Consider the following 17732-nt stretch of genomic DNA (forward strand, 5'->3'; position numbering starts at 1 on the left):
GTCAGCGTGCGGTGGATGCCTTCAGCAGCCGCAGGATCTCCGGGGTGTCGGCGGCATCCGCCAGCACTTTGGCGGACGGCTTCACGCCGGCGTCGAGCAGGCGCTGCACACCGTCGACACGGCGCGCGGTGACCTCGCCGTCGAGCAGCGCATCGTCGTTCAGCACGACCGGGTTTGCATCCTTCGCCAGCAGCGTGAAGACCGAAGCCGCCACGGGCGGATTCAATGCGTCCGGCAACGCGACGTCGGCGAGCCGGTACGGGTTGTTGTCATGGAGCTGCCAGCGCAACATGCCTCGTGCCTGGAGCTTGCCGAGCACGGCGAGCGCATCCGGCTCCGGCAGCTTCACGATTTCGGCGACGAGGTCGCTCGCCTGCTCTTCGCGGCCGTCGCGCAACGTGTCTGGCGGCGGCAGGTTCGGCACCAGCGCGTCGAGCACGAGCGCCTGCCGGCGCGCGCGATCGGGCGATGCCTGCGCGCCTGCGTCCGGCCGGTTCTGCCGCAGCAACTGGCCGGCCACGCGCCAGCGATCGTCGCGGCCGACATCGTCACGCGGCACCTGATGCGCGCGCAACAGCACGCCGATCCAGCGCCACATCGTTTCGACTTCCTTGTCGTTGTTCGACGTCAGGCCGTCGCCGACGATCTCGTCGAACGCCTGACCGCACACGAACCCGCGCTGCCGCAGCGGTTCGAGTCCAGCGAAATACGTGTGCACGGGTTCCGGCAGCGCGTTGAAGTCGGCCTGGCTCATGTCCGGCGGACGATGGCCCGGGCACGGGCCCGCATCGGCGATCTCCCGGCCCGCCACCGCCTTCACGGGTTCAGGCGGCGAATCGCCGCTGCGCGCGACCGGATACAGTTCCATGCCGTTGACCTGGAAGCCCTGCATCGCCAGCATCACGACGCCTGTCGTCGAATGCTTCGTCTCGAAGTTGCTGCCGGTAATCGACGTGACCTGATACGGCGCGCCGATCGGCATCTTGATCAGCTCGCCGCCCGGCACGTCGAGCACGCAGGCACCCGGCGGCGCCTTGTCCGGGCCTTCGGTTTCCAGCTCGGCCTCGTGCGTCGGGGACGTTTCGACACTCCACTGGCCGGCGTCGCGCACGCGCAGCACGATCTCGCCGCCCACTTTCTCGACGCGCAGCGTCGCGGGTTTGCCGGCCGCCGGTGCGTAATCGCCGAGCAATGCATCACAGGCAGTGCCGGCCCGCGCGGACAGCGACGCGAGCAACAGCAGACAGAACAAAGGGGTACGCACGGTAGAAGCCTCTCTCTTCGAATTGTTTTGGGAATGTCCGGCGCGACAGCGCACGGCGGCTGCGACACGACCGATCGCTACCGGACGCCAATATAGCGAACGCGGGCGACGTGTGCCAGCCGGCGCGGGCCCATACCGGCGATGTGCAGGGAAATGGAAAGGGGTGGCGCGGAGCGCCGGATTAGTCCACCCGGACGAAGCGGCCCTGCTGCGCACCGCGCACCATCGTCGTTATCGCTCAACGACGGTGGAGCCCGCATGACACAAAGCGCAGTCGATATCGCGAACCTGCTTTACCGCTACGCGGAACTCATAGACGCCGGCGACCTGCCGGGCGTGGCCGGGCTGTTCCGGCACGCGCGCATCAAGACGCGGGAAGGTGCGCCGACGATCGGCGCGGATGAACTGCTCGCGCTGTTCGGCGCGAGTGTGAAGCGCTACCCGTGCGGCACGCCGCGCACGAAGCATGTGGTGAGCAATCCGATCATCGAGATCGACGAAGCCGCGCATCGCGCGACAGCACGCTCGTACTACACGGTGCTGCAGGCCGTCGACGGGTTCCCGCTGCAACCGATCGCTGCGGGCCGCTATCACGACGCATTCGAACGCGTCGACGGGGCGTGGCGCTTTTCGTTCCGCGATTACACGCTGTTCGATTTCGCGGGCGACCTGCGCTACCACCTGCCCCTGAGCGAATCGCCGGCCGGTTGAAGCGCCGGCCGGCGCAAAACGCAGCCGCGCTCAGCCTGCGGCGAGCGTCTCTGCCAGCGCATCGAACTCCGGCGCCCATGCCGCACGCCACGCGGCCTTCGTCGCGTCGGTCACCCACGCGCCGTCGATCCCGTTCAGCATGAACTGCTTCAGCTCGGCGACAGTGAAGCCGAAATGGCTGAACATCAGCTCCCACGCCTCCGACGGATTGACCTTGTGCAGCGTCGGATCGTCGGTGTTCGGATGGATCTTCAGCCCGAGGCCCGGCATCTTGCGCATCGGGTGCAGTTCCGCCCATTGCTCCGGCGGCAGCGTACGCAGGTAGTACGAATTCGTCGGCACGACGGTGAAGACGATCCCGCGTTCCGCATAGCGCGCGCACAGCTCCGGGTTGTCGACGATCGTATAGCCGTGATCGACGCGATCGACCTGCAGCAGATCGACGGCCGTCTCGACGTTGCGCCATGGCATCCCGAACTCGCCCGCATGCGCGGTCGTGCGAAAACCCGCCGCGCGCGCATTCCGGTAAGCCTTCCAGAACAGTTCCGGCGGCCGGTCGTTCTCGCGGTAGTCGATCCCGAGCCCCGCCACTTCGTCCGCGCGGTTCGCCTTCATCCATTCGACGATCGCCACCGCTTCATCCGGATCCTGCTCGCGGTCGATGCTCGGGATCAGGCGCGCGCCGATCCCGAAGTCGCGCGCGGCGTCGCGGATCGCCGTCACGATCGCGGCCTGCGCGTCCGCATACGCGATGCCCGACACGCGCACCGTACCTGTCGGATTCCAGAAGAATTCCGCATGCCGGACGTTGTGCGCGGCCGCATCCTCCAGATACTCGTAGGCGATCCGCCGCAGGTCGTCCGGCTGCGTGAGCAGATACTTGTCGAGCGCGCGCAGCACGTGCAGCACGCCGACCGGCTTCTCGCCGCGTGCATAGAACGCGTCGATCTCCGCGCGCTCGATCGGCGCGCCGCTGCGCTCCGCAAGCGCGACGAACGTATCGTGCCGCACCGCGCCGAGCAGGTGGCAATGCAGCTCGACCTTCGGCAGCGCATGGAAGAAGGCCCGATGGGCCGGCGTGATCTCGATGCCCGTGCGCGCGGCCGGGACGTTACCTGGTGTTGCCTTCATTGCAGTCTCTTTTGGGGTAGTGCCGATGCGTCGCGAAAGCCGTCTCTCAGTGCGGCTTCACGACGGTCCAGAAGTAATAGCCGAGCGGAATCGCGAGCACGACGAGCCCCCACGACACGTCGCGCCAGCGGCCGGCCAGCAGCTTGACGAGCACGTAGCACAGTAGCCCGCCCGCGATGCCGGTGCCGAAGCTGTTCGACATCAGCGTGAGCAGCACCATCGACATCACGGGCAGCGCATCGGTGAAGTCGTCGAAATGCGTATGGCGGATCGTCGCGAACATCGACAGCCCGATCAGGATCAGCGCCGGCGCGGTCGCCTCTTTCGGGATCGCGAGCGCGACCGGCACGAACAGCAGCATCGCGGCGAACAGCACGGCCGCAGCCAGCGACGACAACCCGCTTCGGCCCCCGGCCTCGACGCCTGCCGCCGATTCGATCAGCGCGGTCAGCGCGGGAATGCCTAACACGGGCCCGATCGTCGCCGCGAGCGAATCGACGAGGAACGGCCGGTTGATGTTCGGCAGGTTGCCCTGTTCGTCGAGCAGGTTCGCCTTCGCGCCGACCGCGAGCGCGGTGCCGAGCGTCGAGAAGAATTCCGCCGCGAAGAACGCGAACAGGTACGGCGCGGCCGCGAGGCTCAACGCGCTGCCGATATCGAGCTTGAACGCGATCGGCGCGATGCTGTGCGGCAGCGACACGAACGACGCGGGCAGATGCGTGACGCCGAGCGGCACACCGGCCGCGGCCGCGACGAGGATCGCGATCAGGATCGCGCCGGGCACCTTGCGCGCCTGCAGCACGACCGCGACCGCGAGGCCGATCAGCGCGACGAGCGCGCCGGGCCGCGAGAAATCGCCGAGCGCGAACGCATTGGTCTTCGCGTTCGCGACGACCATCCCCGCATTGCGCAGCCCGAGCATCGTGACGAACAGCCCGATCGACGCGCCGAGCCCGAGCTTGATCTGCACCGGTATCAGCCGCACCACGACACCGCGCGCACCGAGGATCGTCAGCAGGAAGAACAGCACGCCCGACACGCATGCGATGCCGAGGCCGGTCTGCCAGCCGACGTGCTCCGTCGTCGCGAGCGTCACGCCGATGATCACCGAGCCGCCGATGCCGGGGCCGACGAGGAACGGCAGGTTCGCGTAGAGCCCCATCAGCGTGGTGAACAGCACAAACACGATGATCGTCGCGGTCGTCGCCGCGCCGCGCTCCATCCCGCCCGTCGCCAGCAGCGACGGAATCACGACGAGCAGGTACGCGGCCGCGAGAAACGACGTGATACCCGCGATCGTCTCGGTGCGCACGCTCGTGCCGCGCGCGGCGAGCGCGAAGCGGCGTTCGAGCCAGTTGGCCGGCGCTCGCGCCGGCATCGTGTCAGTCGCTGACATGGTGGTTCTCCTGTGATTCCGAATATTGTCCTGTGTCGATTCATGCAGCGCGGTCTTATACTGCCGCGTACCGCATCCCGACCGTTATTGCCCGATGTCGTCCGACCGCTCGTCGCTGCTGCCCGCACTCACGCTGCGGCAGGTCCAGCACTTCGTCGTGCTCGCCCACGCACGCAGCTTCACGCAGGCCGCGCAGGCGCTGTCGCTCACGCAGCCCGCGCTCACCGCGTCGACCCGCCAGATCGAGTTCCTGCTCGGCGGGCGCCTGTTCGCGCGCTCCGCGCACCGGCTCACGCTCACCTCCGCGGGCGAAGCCGTGCTGCCGCTCGCCGAACGCCTGCTCAACCAGGCGCGCGGCACGTTCGACGACATGACGCGGCTCATCGGCGAACGCATCCAGACCGTGCGCATCGCGTTCATCCCGTCGGTCGCGGGCCGCCTGCTGCCCGCGCTCAACGCACTGCGCGACGCACACCCGACGCTGCGCTTCACGCTCACCGACCTGCCGAACAGCGCGCTCGTCGAAGCCGTGCGCGACAGCGTCGCGGATCTCGGCATCGGCGTGCGCGAACCGGACAGCGACGACGGCACGCTGCGCTACCGGCAGCTCTTCGAGGACGAGATCGTGATCGTCGTGCGGCATGACGATCCGCTCGCCCGCGCGAAGAGCGTCACGTGGGCGAAGCTCGTCGATCGCGAGCTCGCGGTGTTCGTGCGCGGCAGCGTCAGCGAATCGCTGCATCGCACCGGCGGCGCCGAGAAGCTGCGCCTGAACGTCACGTACCGGATGGAATACACCGAGCCGCTCTACGCGCTCGCGCGCAACGGCCTCGCGACCGCCGTGCTGCCGAGCCTCTACACCATGCATCTGCACGACCCCGAACTCGTCGCACTGCGCGTCGACAAACCGCGCGTCACGCGCGCGATCTCGCTGATTTCGCTCGCCGGCGACGATCGCGGCCCGCACGTGCGGGCCTGCCGCGAGTGGATTGCGAAGCACATCTGATTGCGTTCAGGGCAGCTTCGCGATGCGCTCGACGAGCGCTGCGTAGAAGCGGTCCGCGTCGACCTCGTTGATCCACGTCGCGTTCGCCGCACGGCCGCTGCGCCCGTTCCAGTCGACGACGGTCTCGCCGAGCGTCCACTGCCCGGTCGTCTCGACCATCACGTTCACCTTGCGTCCGCCGAACAGCGTCGGATCGACGAGATAGCCGACCGCGGTCGGGTCGTACATCGGCGCGTCCTCGACGCCGCGTCGCTTCTTGTTGTACGCCAGTTCGGCATCCATGATGTCCGCGACGATCGCGCCGCAGCGGTTGCCGAGCGCGCGGAACGGCGCGACACGCGCCGGCGTGATCGGCGCCTTCACCGCGACGTCGCGGGGCAGCACGACGATCGGCACGCCGCTGCCGAATACGACTTCGGCCGCCTGCGGATCGACGTAGATGTTGAACTCGGCGGCCGGCGTGATGTTGCCGCGTTCGAAGAATGCGCCGCCCATCAGCACGATTTCCCGCAGCGCGCCGCGAATCTGCGGCGCTTCGACCAGCGCGGTCGCGATGTTCGTCAGCGGGCCGAGCGCGCACAGCGTCACGCTGTTCGGCGCCGCGCGGCTCAACGCATCGACGAGATACGACACAGCGTGGCCGGCGGCAAGCGGGGCACGCGGCTCGTGCAGCTCGACGCCTTCGAGCCCGGTCTTGCCGTGCACATTCGCCGCCGTCACGAGGTCGCGCACGAGCGGACGCGGGCAGCCCGCGTAGACGGGCAGCGTCTTCGTGCGGCCGGCCCAGTCGCGGATGATCCGCGCATTGCGTTCGGTCAGGTCGAGCGGCACGTTGCCCGCGACGGCGGTCAGCGCGCGGACATCGAGCCGGTCCTGCGCGCCCAGCGCGAACAGGATCGCGATGGCGTCGTCCTGCCCCGGGTCGGTATCGATGATCACCGTGCGGCGCGCGGCGTCGCCGCCGGCTGCAAACGCGCCCGTTTCGGGCAGCAGCGCGGTGCCGGCCAGCGCGGCGGACAGTTTCAGGAAGGTGCGGCGTGATGCGATCGGATGGGTCATGGTCTGGCGCTCAGAAAACGTGCCGGACGCCGAGCGTCGCCATCATCTGGCGCGTGCCGGTCGAGCGCGCGTACGCAAAGATCTGTGCGTGGTCCGCGTCGCCGGCCGCCTGCTGCGCGATTACCGTCAGCGCGACGTCGGTGCGTTTCGACAGGTAGTAATCGGCCTGCAGGTTCACCTGGTGCCATTTCGGCCGCTTGTCGATCACGTCGTACTTGCCGTTCGTGAACGCATACGCGGCGCCGAGAAAGAGCTGCGGCGTCATCGTGTAGACGACGTTCACGCCGAGGTTCTGCAGGTGCAGGTGCGTATTGTCGAGGTAATCGTAGCGCACGTCGGTAAACATCGCCGCGAACTGCGCGCGGCCGATCGTGTAGAAGCCGCCGGTGCCCGCGATCCGCTGCCGGCTCGCGTAGGCCGCGGGCGACATCGCGCTCTTGCTGAAGATCAGCAGCGGCGACGCATAGTCGTTCGCGATCGCACCATCCTGGTTCGTCGCGCTGTACGGATGGTTGTACTGCGCGTAGACCACGCTCCAGCGCAGCGGGCCCTGCTCGTAGCCAAGGCCGAAGCTGTAGGCGCTGTTGTTCGCGAAGCCGGTCGCGTTGCTGAAGCCGTACAGCGCGGTGAATTTCAGGCCGTAGTAGACGGGGCTCACGTACTTCACCGAGTTCTGCACGCGAATGTCGTTGTAGCCGTTGTCGTTGTCGCCGATGTTCACGCCGTTGCTCGCGATGATCACGGGCCCGATGTAGTCGTGGATCGCGTCGTACTGGCGGCCGAACGTCAGCGCGCCGTAGGTGCGGTCGGCGAGGCCGACGTACGCCATCCGCCCGAACTCGCGGCCATTCTGCGCGGCCGTGCCCGTCATCACGTTGAAGCCGTTCTCCAGCTGGAAGACTGCGGACAGCCCCTGCCCGAGATCCTCCTTGCCCTTCAGCCCCCAGCGCGGGTTCTGGTTCGTGCCGGACAGCGCCTGCCAGGCGTTCTTGCCGCCCTGGTTGGTCGCGAACCCGACACCGGCCGAGATGAGACCGTACAGCGTGATGCTGCTTTGCGCACAGGCATGCGTCGCGAAGGCGCCGAGCACCGCGAGCGGGGCGAGCTTGTAGAGAGTTTTCATGCGGGTCGTGTGATCGGTGGTGGTCCAGGCGCGGCAGGGTTCCGCGAAACTGGCCTCGACTATACGAACCCGGATCGGATAATAAAAGTTTGCTTTTGTTATGGTTCAATAAAACGGATTTATTCTCATCCTGATCACGCCCGCGCCGGCTGCACCGGCCGTCAGTCCGCCGTGTCGCCGCCCTTCGGCACCTTCGACCACGCCTTGCGCCCCGGCAACGGCGACCACGCCGGCCGCGTCTTGCGTGCACTGTCGATCACGACCAGGTAGCGGCCCGCGATCGGCGTGATGTCGCGATCGCGACGCAGCACCCACAGCGACTTGCCGGTCTCGACGCGCGCCTGGTAATCGTCGTCGAGCAGGCCGTGCCGGTCGAAGAACGTGTTCAGCGACGCGGGAATCCGCACGCATCCTTTCGAGTGCCGGATCCCGAGCAGCGATTCGAGGCGATCGGGATCGGTCGCATGCATCTGGAAGCGCATCGGCGACACGCCGCCCTTGCCCCAGCCGCGCTCGCCGTCCACCCAACCGAAGTCGTAGATACGCATGTCGCGGCGGCCATAGCCGCGGATGCCGTTCTCGTTCGTCGTGCCTTCCGCGCGGAAATCCATGGTGTCCGGCGAGTGATGGAACACGCCGAGCGGTGTCAGGAAATGGTCGTACTTGCCCGGCAGCCCGGTGCCGACCGGCGATGCACCGATCATCATCCACGCGTTGGCCGGCGTCGCGCGGAAGTAGATGAACAGTGCCTGTACGTTCGGCGCGCGGTCGACCATCGCGACGTATTCGCCGGCGAGGGCGCCTAGATCCGCATCGGCGAGCGTCTTCTGGAGCCGCTCGCCGTACGCGCGCTGCTCGCTTGCCGGCACGTTCAGGCGCCGCGTGACTTCCTGCGCGAAGCGCTTGCGCATGTCGACCGCGCGTGCGGTCGCATTTTTCGCCTCATCGGCTGACAGCGGCGGATGCTGGCGCGGCGGTGTCGGTGCGGGTGCCTCGGCCTCGCTGGCGGGCGTCGCGGAAGCGGCCGATGCAGGTGCGGCGGCGGAAGCCGCAGATGCTCCCGATGCACTCGACACGCCCGACGCCGGGCTGGCAGGCGCCGCAGGATGTGCGTGTGATGCGGCACGCGCGGGCTGGGCCGCCGACGCACCCGACGATGCATGCGCCGACGAAGCGGCATGCGCGCGGGAAGCCGCCGATGCGGGCGACTCGACTGATGAGGATGACGTAGCGGCAGGCAACGGTGCGTCGGACGCCGCAAAGGCAGGCCGCTCGACGAGCACGGAGATCGGCAGTGCCGCGGCGAGCCCAATACACGCAGCGGCGGCACGAACAAGACAGCGCGGCTTCGCAAATCGCCGCATCAAGCTGAAAAACATCATACGTTCGAAGCCATCGGCCGATCCGGCCGCCGCATGCTGCTGTTGCGAGCGGCGCATCTTCCGCGCAAGCCATCGACACGTCCGGCGCACGTGTGCGCCCGGCGCCGACGCCTCTTCGCGGTGGAGCCGTTCGTTGATGCAACGCGACCGGTCCGATGGCGGCTAATGAGTCGTCAGGCCCTTCATTTTACGCGTCCGGACAAGAATCGGCAGCGGCGCAACACCCGGTTTCACGGCGGATTTGCGCTTCGTCACGCTTTGTTTCAACTCGTTGCCGCCCCATCTTTCGTTGCGTGGCAAGCTAGTCGATTGGGCATTCGAGACCGACACGGGAAGCCGTGCTTTCTGCTATGCAGCGACGGCTTCCTCAAATCGATTCGCATGCCATATCATTTCCGATACGCCATACCCACGATGCGAGGTCATCGCATGGCACGCATGCCGCACGAACCGTGCGACACGCGTGCACATCTACCGGTTACTTCGAGATGGCTTCGAGCGCGATGCCCTTCGTGCGCGGCCCCATGAGCCCGATCGCGGCCATCACGATCACCATCGCGCCCGCGATGAACGCGAACACGCCGAAGGTGCCGAAGCCCTTCAGCACGGCCGCGATCACGAACGACGAGAAGATCGCCGAGAAGCGGCTCCACGAATAGACGAAGCCGACGGCGCGTGCGCGGATCGACGTCGGGAACAGCTCGGCCTGATACGCGTGGAAGCTGTACGACATGATGTTGCTCGCGAGCGTGAGGCCGATGCCGAGCACGATCAGGAATGCGCCCACCGTCGTCTGGCTGAACAGCAGCCCGCAGACGACGATCGCCGCCGCCATCGCGACGATCACCGACTTGCGCTCGAAGCGGTCGGCGATCACGAGGCCGATCAGCGGGCCGATCGGCGCGGCGAGCGCGATCACGCTCGAATACATCAGGCTCGACGTGATCGTGATGCCCTGCTTGATCAGCAGCGTCGGCACCCAGTTCGCGAAGCCGTAGAAGCCGACCGTCTGGAACACGTTGAAGATGGTCATCATGATCGTGCGGCTGCGATACGGCTGCACCCACATGTCGCGGAAGCTGCCGCGCGGCGGAACGGGCTCCGCAGGCGCGGGCGGCGGCAGCGGCCGTCCGTATTCGGCTTCGACCTTCGCCTCGAGCGCACGCATGATGCGATCGGCTTCGTCGACCCGCCCCTGCTGCGCGAGCCAGCGCGGGCTTTCCGGCAGTTCGCGGCGAATCCACCACACGAACAGCGCGCCGTGCGCGCCGATCAGCACGACCCAGCGCCAGCCATCGAGGCCGAACGGGGCGTGCGGCACGAGCAGGTACGCGAGGAACGCAACCACGGGCACCGCGACGAACCCGACCGCCTGCTCGCACGCGAACGCGCGGCCGCGGATCTGCTTCGGCACGAGCTCGGAAATGTACGTGCCGATCGTCACCATCTCGACGCCGAGGCCGAGGCCGACGACGAAGCGCCAGAAGTTCAGCCCGGCGGCGGTGTCCTGGAACGCCATCACGACGTTGGCGGCCGTGTACCACAGCAGCGACCACGTGAAGATCGCGCGGCGGCCGAAGCGGTCGGCGAGGAAGCCGCACGCGATCGTGCCGATGAAGAGCCCGGAGAACAGCGCGGCGATGAAGCTCGCGACGCCCGTGGTGCCGAACAGGCCGTGCGTCGTCGCGGAGAGAATCCCGCTTTTCACGAGGCCTGGGGCGACGTAGCCGCTGTAGAGCAGGTCGTAGAGTTCGAAGAAGAAGCCGAGGCTCAGCAGGACGACGAGCTTCCAGACGGTGCGGGTGGGCGGCAGGCGGTCGAGGCGGGCCGAGATGGAGCCGGGGTCGACGGGTGAGGAATGGGCAGGTGCCTGCGAAAGGCTGTCCGTTGAGGCCATCGTGGGCGCGTCTCCTGATCGTGTCGTGTTGTTGTCCGGCGACCAGCGAGCCGCCGTCGGGCGAATCGCTGCATTGTACCGGCACGTCCGTCCGGCGCGCGCGCCCCGGCCCCGATATCCGGAACGCGACGACGGGCCGGCCGCACCCGGCCGCCGAACCGCTTCGGACACCCCATTTTTGCGCCGGTCAATGTGTAACTTGCGTAACCGTCTGTCGGGTACGGAAAACGCGCCAGAACGGCCATCTGTCGCCGCACCGTGGCGCCGCCGCCCCCACCGCCCGGGCCTGGTGCACCGTTTCGCGCGGCTGCGCGCCGCCGGAATCGCCACAAACGGGGTACGCAATCGGGACAACCACGCGTTCCACACCCCGGTAACATGCTACCGGGCCAACCACCGGCTTCCGGGCGCCTTTCGGCGACCGGTATTGTCGGCAAATCGTAAGCATTCCATGTTCATACAACGACTATCCACCTACGCCCGCCGGATCGCGCTGATCGCATTGCTGCAGTTCGCGGCGATCGCGACCGCGTCGGCGTTTCCGGCGGCCGCATCGGCCCCGCTGGCGAGCGGCGTCGGCGCGCCCGTCCCGGCCATCTCGCTGAACGACGCCGTCGCGCAGCTCAAGCAGATGCAGGCCGAACTGGACCGCATCAAGCAGCAGACCTCGACCGCGTCCAACAGCAAGGAACTGGACGGGCTCAGCGACTCGACGCAGGAGCTGAGCACCGATGTCGAGAAGCTGCAGAGCGATCTTGTTCCGCAGCGTGCGCAGATCCAGGGGCAACTCGACGTGCTCGGCCCCCCGCCTGCCGAGGGCGCCGCGCCGGAAACGCCGGCCGTCGCGAAGCAGCGGGCCACGCTGAACGCGCGCAAGACACAGATCGACGCGGCGCTGAAGCAGGCCGCCGACCAGAAGACCAGCCTCACGAACCTGAACGAGCAGTTCGCGAAGCTGCATCGCGGCCTGCTGAAGAACCAGCTCGCGTTCCGTTCGGGCGGCATTTTCAGTGCGCAGTTCTGGCTGCCGCTGTTCCATCTCGCGCCGGACGACGCCCAGCGGCTCGGGGACTTCGACGAAGAAATGCTCGACATGCTGCGCTCGTCGTGGGTGCCCGGACAAAAGGCGATCACCGTGCTGCTGCTGGTCGCCGCGTTCGCGGCATGGATGGGCGGCCGCCGGCTCATCGAGCGCGGGCTCGCATGGTTCTGCGTGAACCGCCTGCCGGCCACCCGCTTGCGCCGCAGCGCGCTGGCGCTGTCGACCGCGCTGTCGACACTGCTGGCAACCGCCCTCGCCGTCCAGATCCTTTACCTCGCCGTCGCGCGCCATTACGACCTCACGCCGGCGCTGACCGATCTGTGGGACCAGTTCGCGAAGCTCGCCGCGACCTGCGCACTGATCGCCGGGCTCGGCCGCGCACTGCTCTGCACGAAGCACCCGTCGTGGCGCCTCCCCGCGCTCGCCGATCCGGTTGCGCTCGCGATGAAGCCGTTCCCCGGCATCCTGGCCGCGCTGCTGCTGGTGTCCGGCACGCTCGAATCGATCAACCGGATCGTCGACACCAGCCTGTCGGTCACGCTGTTCGGCCGCGGGATCGTGTCGCTCGTCGTCGCGGTGACGGTCGGTGCGTCGCTGCTGCGCTCGAACCGCGCCCGCAGCGTGCTCGCGGCCGCCGGCGAAGCGCCCGAGCAGCGCTCGACGCTCGCCGGGCTGATCCATGCGGCCGTCACGCTGGCCATCATCGCGACCCTGATCGCGCTGCTGATCGGCTATATCACGGTCGCGCGCTTCATCACCTACGAGCTCGTGTGGTTCGAGATCGTGCTGGGCGCCACCTACATCCTGATCCAGTTGACGCGCGACGCGAGCGAAAGCCTGTTCTCGTCGAGCCTGCCGACGGGCCAGCAGATCAAGCACCTTTTCGCGCTCGAGGATCGTCACCTCGACCAGGCCCGCACGGTCCTGTCCGGTTTCGGCACGAGCCTGCTGATGCTGATCGCGGCCATTGCGCTGCTGACGGGCGGTTTCGGCACGACGCCGGGCGACCTGCTCGACAGCGCGGTCGCGATGATCGGCAGCCAGCGGCTGCAGAGCCTGAACATCATGCCCGACCGGATCATGAACGCCGTGATCGGGTTCGCGATCGGCTTCTACCTGCTGCGCTCGCTGCGCCGCTGGCTCGACAGCGAGTTCATGCCCGCGCTCGGCATGGATACCGGGATGCGCGTGTCGCTGATCACGCTGTTCACCAACGTCGGCTACGTGCTGCTCGTGCTGATGACGCTCGGGCTGCTCGGCGTCAGGTGGAACAACCTCGCGTGGATCGTCAGTGCGTTGTCGGTGGGTATCGGTTTCGGCCTGCAGGAGATCGTGAAGAACTTCGTGTCGGGGCTGATCCTGCTGACCGAGCGCCCGGTGAAGGTGGGCGACATGATCAGCATCGCGGGCGTCGAAGGCGATATCCGCCGCATCAACGTGCGCGCGACCGAGATCCAGCTCAGCGACCGTTCGACCGTGATCGTGCCGAACTCGCAACTGATCTCGCAGAACCTGCGCAACGTGACGATGGGCAACAGCACGCAGGGCGTCGCGACGCTGGTGCTGACGTTCCCGCTGAACACCGATCCCGAGCAGGTGCGCGACCTGCTGCTCGAAGCGTATCGCTCGCATGAGGCGATTCTCGAGAAGCCGGCGCCGTCGGTGACGTTCAGCCAGCTCACGCCGGACGGCATCACGCTGAGCGTGACGGGTTACGTGTCGAGCCCGCGGATCGCGAGTTCGACGAAGAGCGATCTGCTGTTCGAGATCCTGAAGCAGTTGCGCGCGGCGGGGATCACGCTGTCGAGCCCGCAGATGCTGGTCGTGCAGAACATGCCGGCGGTGGGAGACGCATGACGCGGCTCGCACGCTTGCCGTCGCGCAGATGAACGAAGGGCCGGCACCGCAACGCGGCAGCCGGCCCTTTCTACTCCTGCGCAGCGCCCGTCCGGGCGCCCCGCATCAGACGTCGAACTTCACGCCCTGCGCCAGCGGCAGCTGACGGCTGTAGTTGATCGTGTTCGTCGCACGGCGCATGTAAGCCTTCCACGCATCCGAACCCGACTCGCGGCCGCCGCCCGTTTCCTTCTCGCCGCCGAACGCGCCGCCGATCTCCGCGCCGCTCGTGCCGATGTTCACGTTGACGATCCCGCAGTCGCTGCCCGCTGCCGACATGAACTGCTCGGCCTCGCGCATGTCGTTCGTGAAGATCGCCGACGACAGGCCTTGCGGCACCGCGTTGTGCAGTTCGACCGCGTCGTCGAAGTTGTCGTAGACCATCACGTACAGGATCGGTGCGAACGTTTCGCGCTCGACCACCGCCGATTGCTTCGGCATCCGCACGATGGCCGGACGCACGTAGTACGCATCCGCGTGACCGACGTCGACGCGCTCGCCGCCCTTCACCTCGCCGCCCTGCTCGCGTGCATCGCCCAACGCCTTCTGCATTGCATCGAACGACGCGCGATCGACCAGCGGGCCGACCAGCGTGCCTTCTTCAAGCGGGTTGCCGACCTTCACCGACGTGTAGGCCTTCTCGATGCGCGGCAGCAGCTGTTCGACCAGGCTGCGATGCACGATCAGGCGGCGCAGCGTCGTGCAGCGCTGGCCGGCCGTGCCGACCGCCGCGAACGTGACCGCACGCACCACGAGATCCAGATCCGCGCTCGGCGCGACGATCATCCCGTTGTTGCCGCCGAGTTCGAGGATGCCGCGCGCGAGACGCTGGCTCAGCACCTTCGCGACTTCCTGGCCCATCCGCACGCTGCCCGTCGCGCTGACGACCGGCACCTTCTTCGATGCCGTCAGCACCTCGCCGACATCGCGCATGCCGAGCACCAGCTGGCTCAGCTCCGCCGGCGCGACGCCCGGGTGGGTCTTTTCGAATTCGCGGATCGCCTTCTGCAGCAGCACGTGGCATGCGATCGCGGTAAGCGGCGTCTTCTCGGACGGCTTCCACACGACCGAATCGCCGCACACGAATGCGAGCGCCGCGTTCCATGCCCACACGGCGACCGGGAAGTTGAACGCCGAGATCACGCCGCACACGCCGATCGGGTGCCACGTTTCCATCATCCGGTGGCCCGGGCGCTCGGATGCGATCGTGAGGCCGTAAAGCTGGCGCGACAGACCGACCGCGAAATCGCAGATGTCGATCATTTCCTGCACTTCGCCGAGGCCTTCCGACGTAATCTTGCCGGCTTCGAGCGTGACGAGGCGGCCGAGTTCGGCCTTGTGCTCACGCAGCACGTTGCCAAACACGCGCACGAGTTCGCCGCGCACCGGCGCCGGCACCGTGCGCCACTTGAGGAATGCGTCGTGCGCGGCGTCGATCTTGCGCTCGGCGTCGGCGGGCGTGTCGACGGCCAGCGTCGCGAGCGTCGCGCCGTCGAGCGGCGAACGCGCGGTCAGCGCATTGCCTTTCCACTGGGCGAGATCGATATCGAGCGCGGCAAGAATGTCGTTGAATTGCATCACTTCCTCTTCAGGGACAGATTGATCGGTGCGGCGGCAGCGCCGCCCGCGTGATTCGATTGGAGCGCGTTCGCGCGCCCTGTGCAAGCGGATGCGCCGCGCGGCAGGCCCGGTGCGCCATTCGGCGCATCGCGCCGCGCCGCCGCCGGAAGCCCGGCTGGACGGCGCGCTCCCGCCTCGCAAGGCACGATCCATGAAACACATTGTCGGTGGCCACAAGTCGGGCCGCTATTGATATTAACTCACGACTTCATTCCGAAAGCGCAACACCTCCGTACGTCGGATCGATGCGTTTTCATACCGAGATCGGACGCTTCTCAAGCCCACAGACAGGCTATCGGACAGGTCGGAGCAAGATGCAAGTTGATGACAAAGTCGCATCACCCTGTGCGGAAATATCGTTTGCTGCCTGCTCATCCGGCCCACACAATCGGGGCGACGTCGAGGTGCAATGCACCCGGCGCGCCGCCGGCCGCCATGACGGCTGCCGGACGACTGACGAAGGCGACACGCATCGCGGCCCGGTTCATCCGGCCCGTTCCGGCACCGCATCACCGCTGCCCGGCCCGCGGCCGGCAACGCGTCGCGCTTCGTCACCGAAAAACAATCCCGGAGACAGCGCCCAGCGCCCGCCATGCATTCAGATGCCCGCCCCGATTCACCCCGTCCGTCTGGCTCGCCGCCCGCGAAGCCGTCCCTCCACCGTGCGCTGCAGGCCCGCCATCTGCGAATGATCGCGATCGGCGGCTCGATCGGCACGGGCCTGTTCGTCGCGTCCGGCGCGTCGATCTCGCAGGCCGGCCCCGGCGGCGCGATGCTCGCGTACATGGTGATCGGCCTGATGGTCTATTTCCTGATGACGAGCCTCGGCGAAATGGCCGCGTTCATGCCCGTGTCGGGCTCGTTCGCGACCTACGGCGCGAAGTTCGTCGACGAAGGCTTCGGCTTCGCGCTAGGCTGGAACTACTGGTACAGCTGGGCCGTCACGTTGGCGGTGGAACTGGTCGCCGCGCAGCTCGTGATGAACTACTGGTTCCCGCACGTGCCGGGCATGTGGTGGAGCGCGCTGTTCCTCACGTTGATCTTCGCGCTCAACGCGCTGTCGGTGCGCGGCTTCGGCGAAGCCGAGTACTGGTTCGCGCTGATCAAGGTGCTGACGGTGCTCGCATTCGTCGGCGTCGGCCTGCTGATGATCTTCGGGATCATGCAGGGCGGCCCGAGCGCCGGCTGGGGCAACTTCACGATCGGCGACGCGCCGTTCGCCGGCGGCTGGGCAACGATGCTCGGCGTCGCGATGATCGCGGGCTTCTCGTTCCAGGGCACTGAAATGATCGGCGTCGCGGCCGGCGAATCGGAAAACCCGCGCACGACGATCCCGCGCGCGGTGAGCCAGATCTTCTGGCGCATCCTGCTGTTCTACGTGTTCGCGATCTTCGTGATCGGCGTGCTGATTCCCTATACCGACCCGAGCCTGCTGAAGAGCGACGTGACCGACATCGGCGTGAGCCCGTTCACGCTCGTGTTCCGCCACGCGGGCCTCGCGTTCGCGGCCGGTGTGATGAACGCGGTGATCCTGACGGCCGTGCTGTCGGCCGGCAACTCGGGCATGTATGCGTCCACGCGGATGCTCTACAACCTCGCGGTCGAAGGCCGCGCGCCGAAGATCTTCGCGAGGCTGTCGCGCGGCGGCGTGCCGCGCAACGCGCTGTATGCGACGACGGCCGTAGGCGCCTTGTGTTTCCTCACGTCGCTGTACGGCGACAAGACCGTGTACCTGTGGCTGCTGAACACGTCGGGCATGGCCGGCTTCATCACGTGGCTCGGCATCGCGGTCAGCCACTACCGGTTCCGCAAGGGCTTCCTGAAGCAGGGCTACCGGCTCGACCAGCTGCCGTACCGGTCGAAGTGGTTCCCGTTCGGCCCGCTGTTCGCGTTCGCGCTGTGCGCGGTCGTCGCGCTCGGCCAGGATTACCAGGCGTTCCTCTCCGACAAGATCGACTGGGTCGGCATCGCCGCGACCTACATCGGCCTGCCGTTCTTCCTCGCGATCTGGCTCGGCTACGCGCTCGTGCGCAAATGCCGCCTCGTGCGCTACGAAGACATGGAGATCGCGCCGTGGATCGAACGCAACGCGGCGCCCGAACCCGCCCCGCAGGCTGAAACCGGCTACGCGGGCTACGTCGCCCGCCCGGCCAACCCGACGCCGGGCGCCTGACCGCGCGGATCGGCCCGCACGCACCAGCCGCC

The 17732-nt window shown here is 67.4% G+C and carries 12 protein-coding genes; 4 read left to right on the top strand and 8 right to left on the bottom strand.

The window, feature by feature from the left end; genetic code table 11:
- Position 1: 1 nt before the first annotated feature.
- On the bottom strand, positions 2-1264 hold the full coding sequence (locus BCO18175_RS40715; RefSeq protein ID WP_254608233.1) for a hypothetical protein: 1263 nt from the start codon (positions 1262-1264) through the stop codon (positions 2-4).
- Positions 1265-1522: 258 nt separating this feature from the next.
- Between BCO18175_RS40715 and BCO18175_RS37930 the strand changes: the two genes are divergently transcribed.
- Positions 1523-1975, top strand: coding sequence for a nuclear transport factor 2 family protein (locus tag BCO18175_RS37930; RefSeq protein WP_174988713.1), 453 nt, complete (start codon positions 1523-1525; stop codon positions 1973-1975).
- Between the two features lie 30 nt (positions 1976-2005).
- On the opposite strand, the gene add is transcribed toward BCO18175_RS37930, so the two are convergent.
- Complete coding sequence (add, locus tag BCO18175_RS37935; RefSeq protein ID WP_174988714.1) at positions 2006-3106, bottom strand: adenosine deaminase; 1101 nt, start codon at positions 3104-3106, stop codon at positions 2006-2008.
- A gap of 46 nt (positions 3107-3152) precedes the next feature.
- Entirely contained in the window at positions 3153-4502 is a 1350-nt protein-coding gene (locus BCO18175_RS37940; RefSeq protein WP_174988716.1) for an NCS2 family permease, read from the bottom strand.
- 94 nt (positions 4503-4596) lie between these two features.
- Between BCO18175_RS37940 and BCO18175_RS37945 the strand changes: the two genes are divergently transcribed.
- On the top strand, positions 4597-5508 hold the full coding sequence (locus BCO18175_RS37945; protein WP_174988717.1) for a LysR family transcriptional regulator: 912 nt from the start codon (positions 4597-4599) through the stop codon (positions 5506-5508).
- 6 nt (positions 5509-5514) lie between these two features.
- Here BCO18175_RS37945 and BCO18175_RS37950 read toward each other — a convergent pair whose 3' ends face one another.
- The 4 genes from BCO18175_RS37950 to BCO18175_RS37965 form a co-directional block, all read right to left on the bottom strand.
- Positions 5515-6567, bottom strand: coding sequence for a nucleoside hydrolase (locus BCO18175_RS37950; protein ID WP_174988719.1), 1053 nt, complete (start codon positions 6565-6567; stop codon positions 5515-5517).
- A 10-nt stretch (positions 6568-6577) separates the two neighbouring features.
- Positions 6578-7690, bottom strand: a complete 1113-nt coding sequence (locus BCO18175_RS37955; protein ID WP_124629489.1) for a porin — start codon at positions 7688-7690, stop codon at positions 6578-6580.
- A gap of 161 nt (positions 7691-7851) precedes the next feature.
- The gene (locus tag BCO18175_RS37960) at positions 7852-9129 is read right to left on the bottom strand and encodes a hypothetical protein (protein WP_174988721.1); all 1278 of its coding nucleotides are present in this window, start codon (positions 9127-9129) and stop codon (positions 7852-7854) included.
- Between the two features lie 421 nt (positions 9130-9550).
- Positions 9551-10969, bottom strand: a complete 1419-nt coding sequence (locus tag BCO18175_RS37965; RefSeq protein WP_174988723.1) for an MFS transporter — start codon at positions 10967-10969, stop codon at positions 9551-9553.
- Between the two features lie 451 nt (positions 10970-11420).
- Here BCO18175_RS37965 and BCO18175_RS37970 point away from each other — a divergent pair, with 451 nt between their 5' ends.
- Positions 11421-13868: a DUF3772 domain-containing protein gene (locus BCO18175_RS37970; protein WP_174988724.1), complete on the top strand. Its 2448-nt coding sequence runs from the start codon at positions 11421-11423 to the stop codon at positions 13866-13868.
- A gap of 105 nt (positions 13869-13973) precedes the next feature.
- On the opposite strand, the gene amaB is transcribed toward BCO18175_RS37970, so the two are convergent.
- Positions 13974-15485 carry an L-piperidine-6-carboxylate dehydrogenase gene (gene amaB / locus BCO18175_RS37975; RefSeq protein WP_174988726.1) on the bottom strand — a complete coding sequence of 504 codons (1512 nt, stop codon included), beginning with the start codon at positions 15483-15485 and terminating at the stop codon, positions 13974-13976.
- A gap of 634 nt (positions 15486-16119) precedes the next feature.
- On the opposite strand from amaB, the gene BCO18175_RS37980 reads away from it, so the two are divergent.
- Complete coding sequence (locus BCO18175_RS37980) at positions 16120-17700, top strand: amino acid permease (RefSeq protein WP_174988728.1); 1581 nt, start codon at positions 16120-16122, stop codon at positions 17698-17700.
- Positions 17701-17732: the final 32 nt, after the last annotated feature.

The sequence above is a fragment of the Burkholderia lata genome, assembly GCF_902499335.1.
Taxonomy (GTDB): domain Bacteria; phylum Pseudomonadota; class Gammaproteobacteria; order Burkholderiales; family Burkholderiaceae; genus Burkholderia; species Burkholderia lata_B.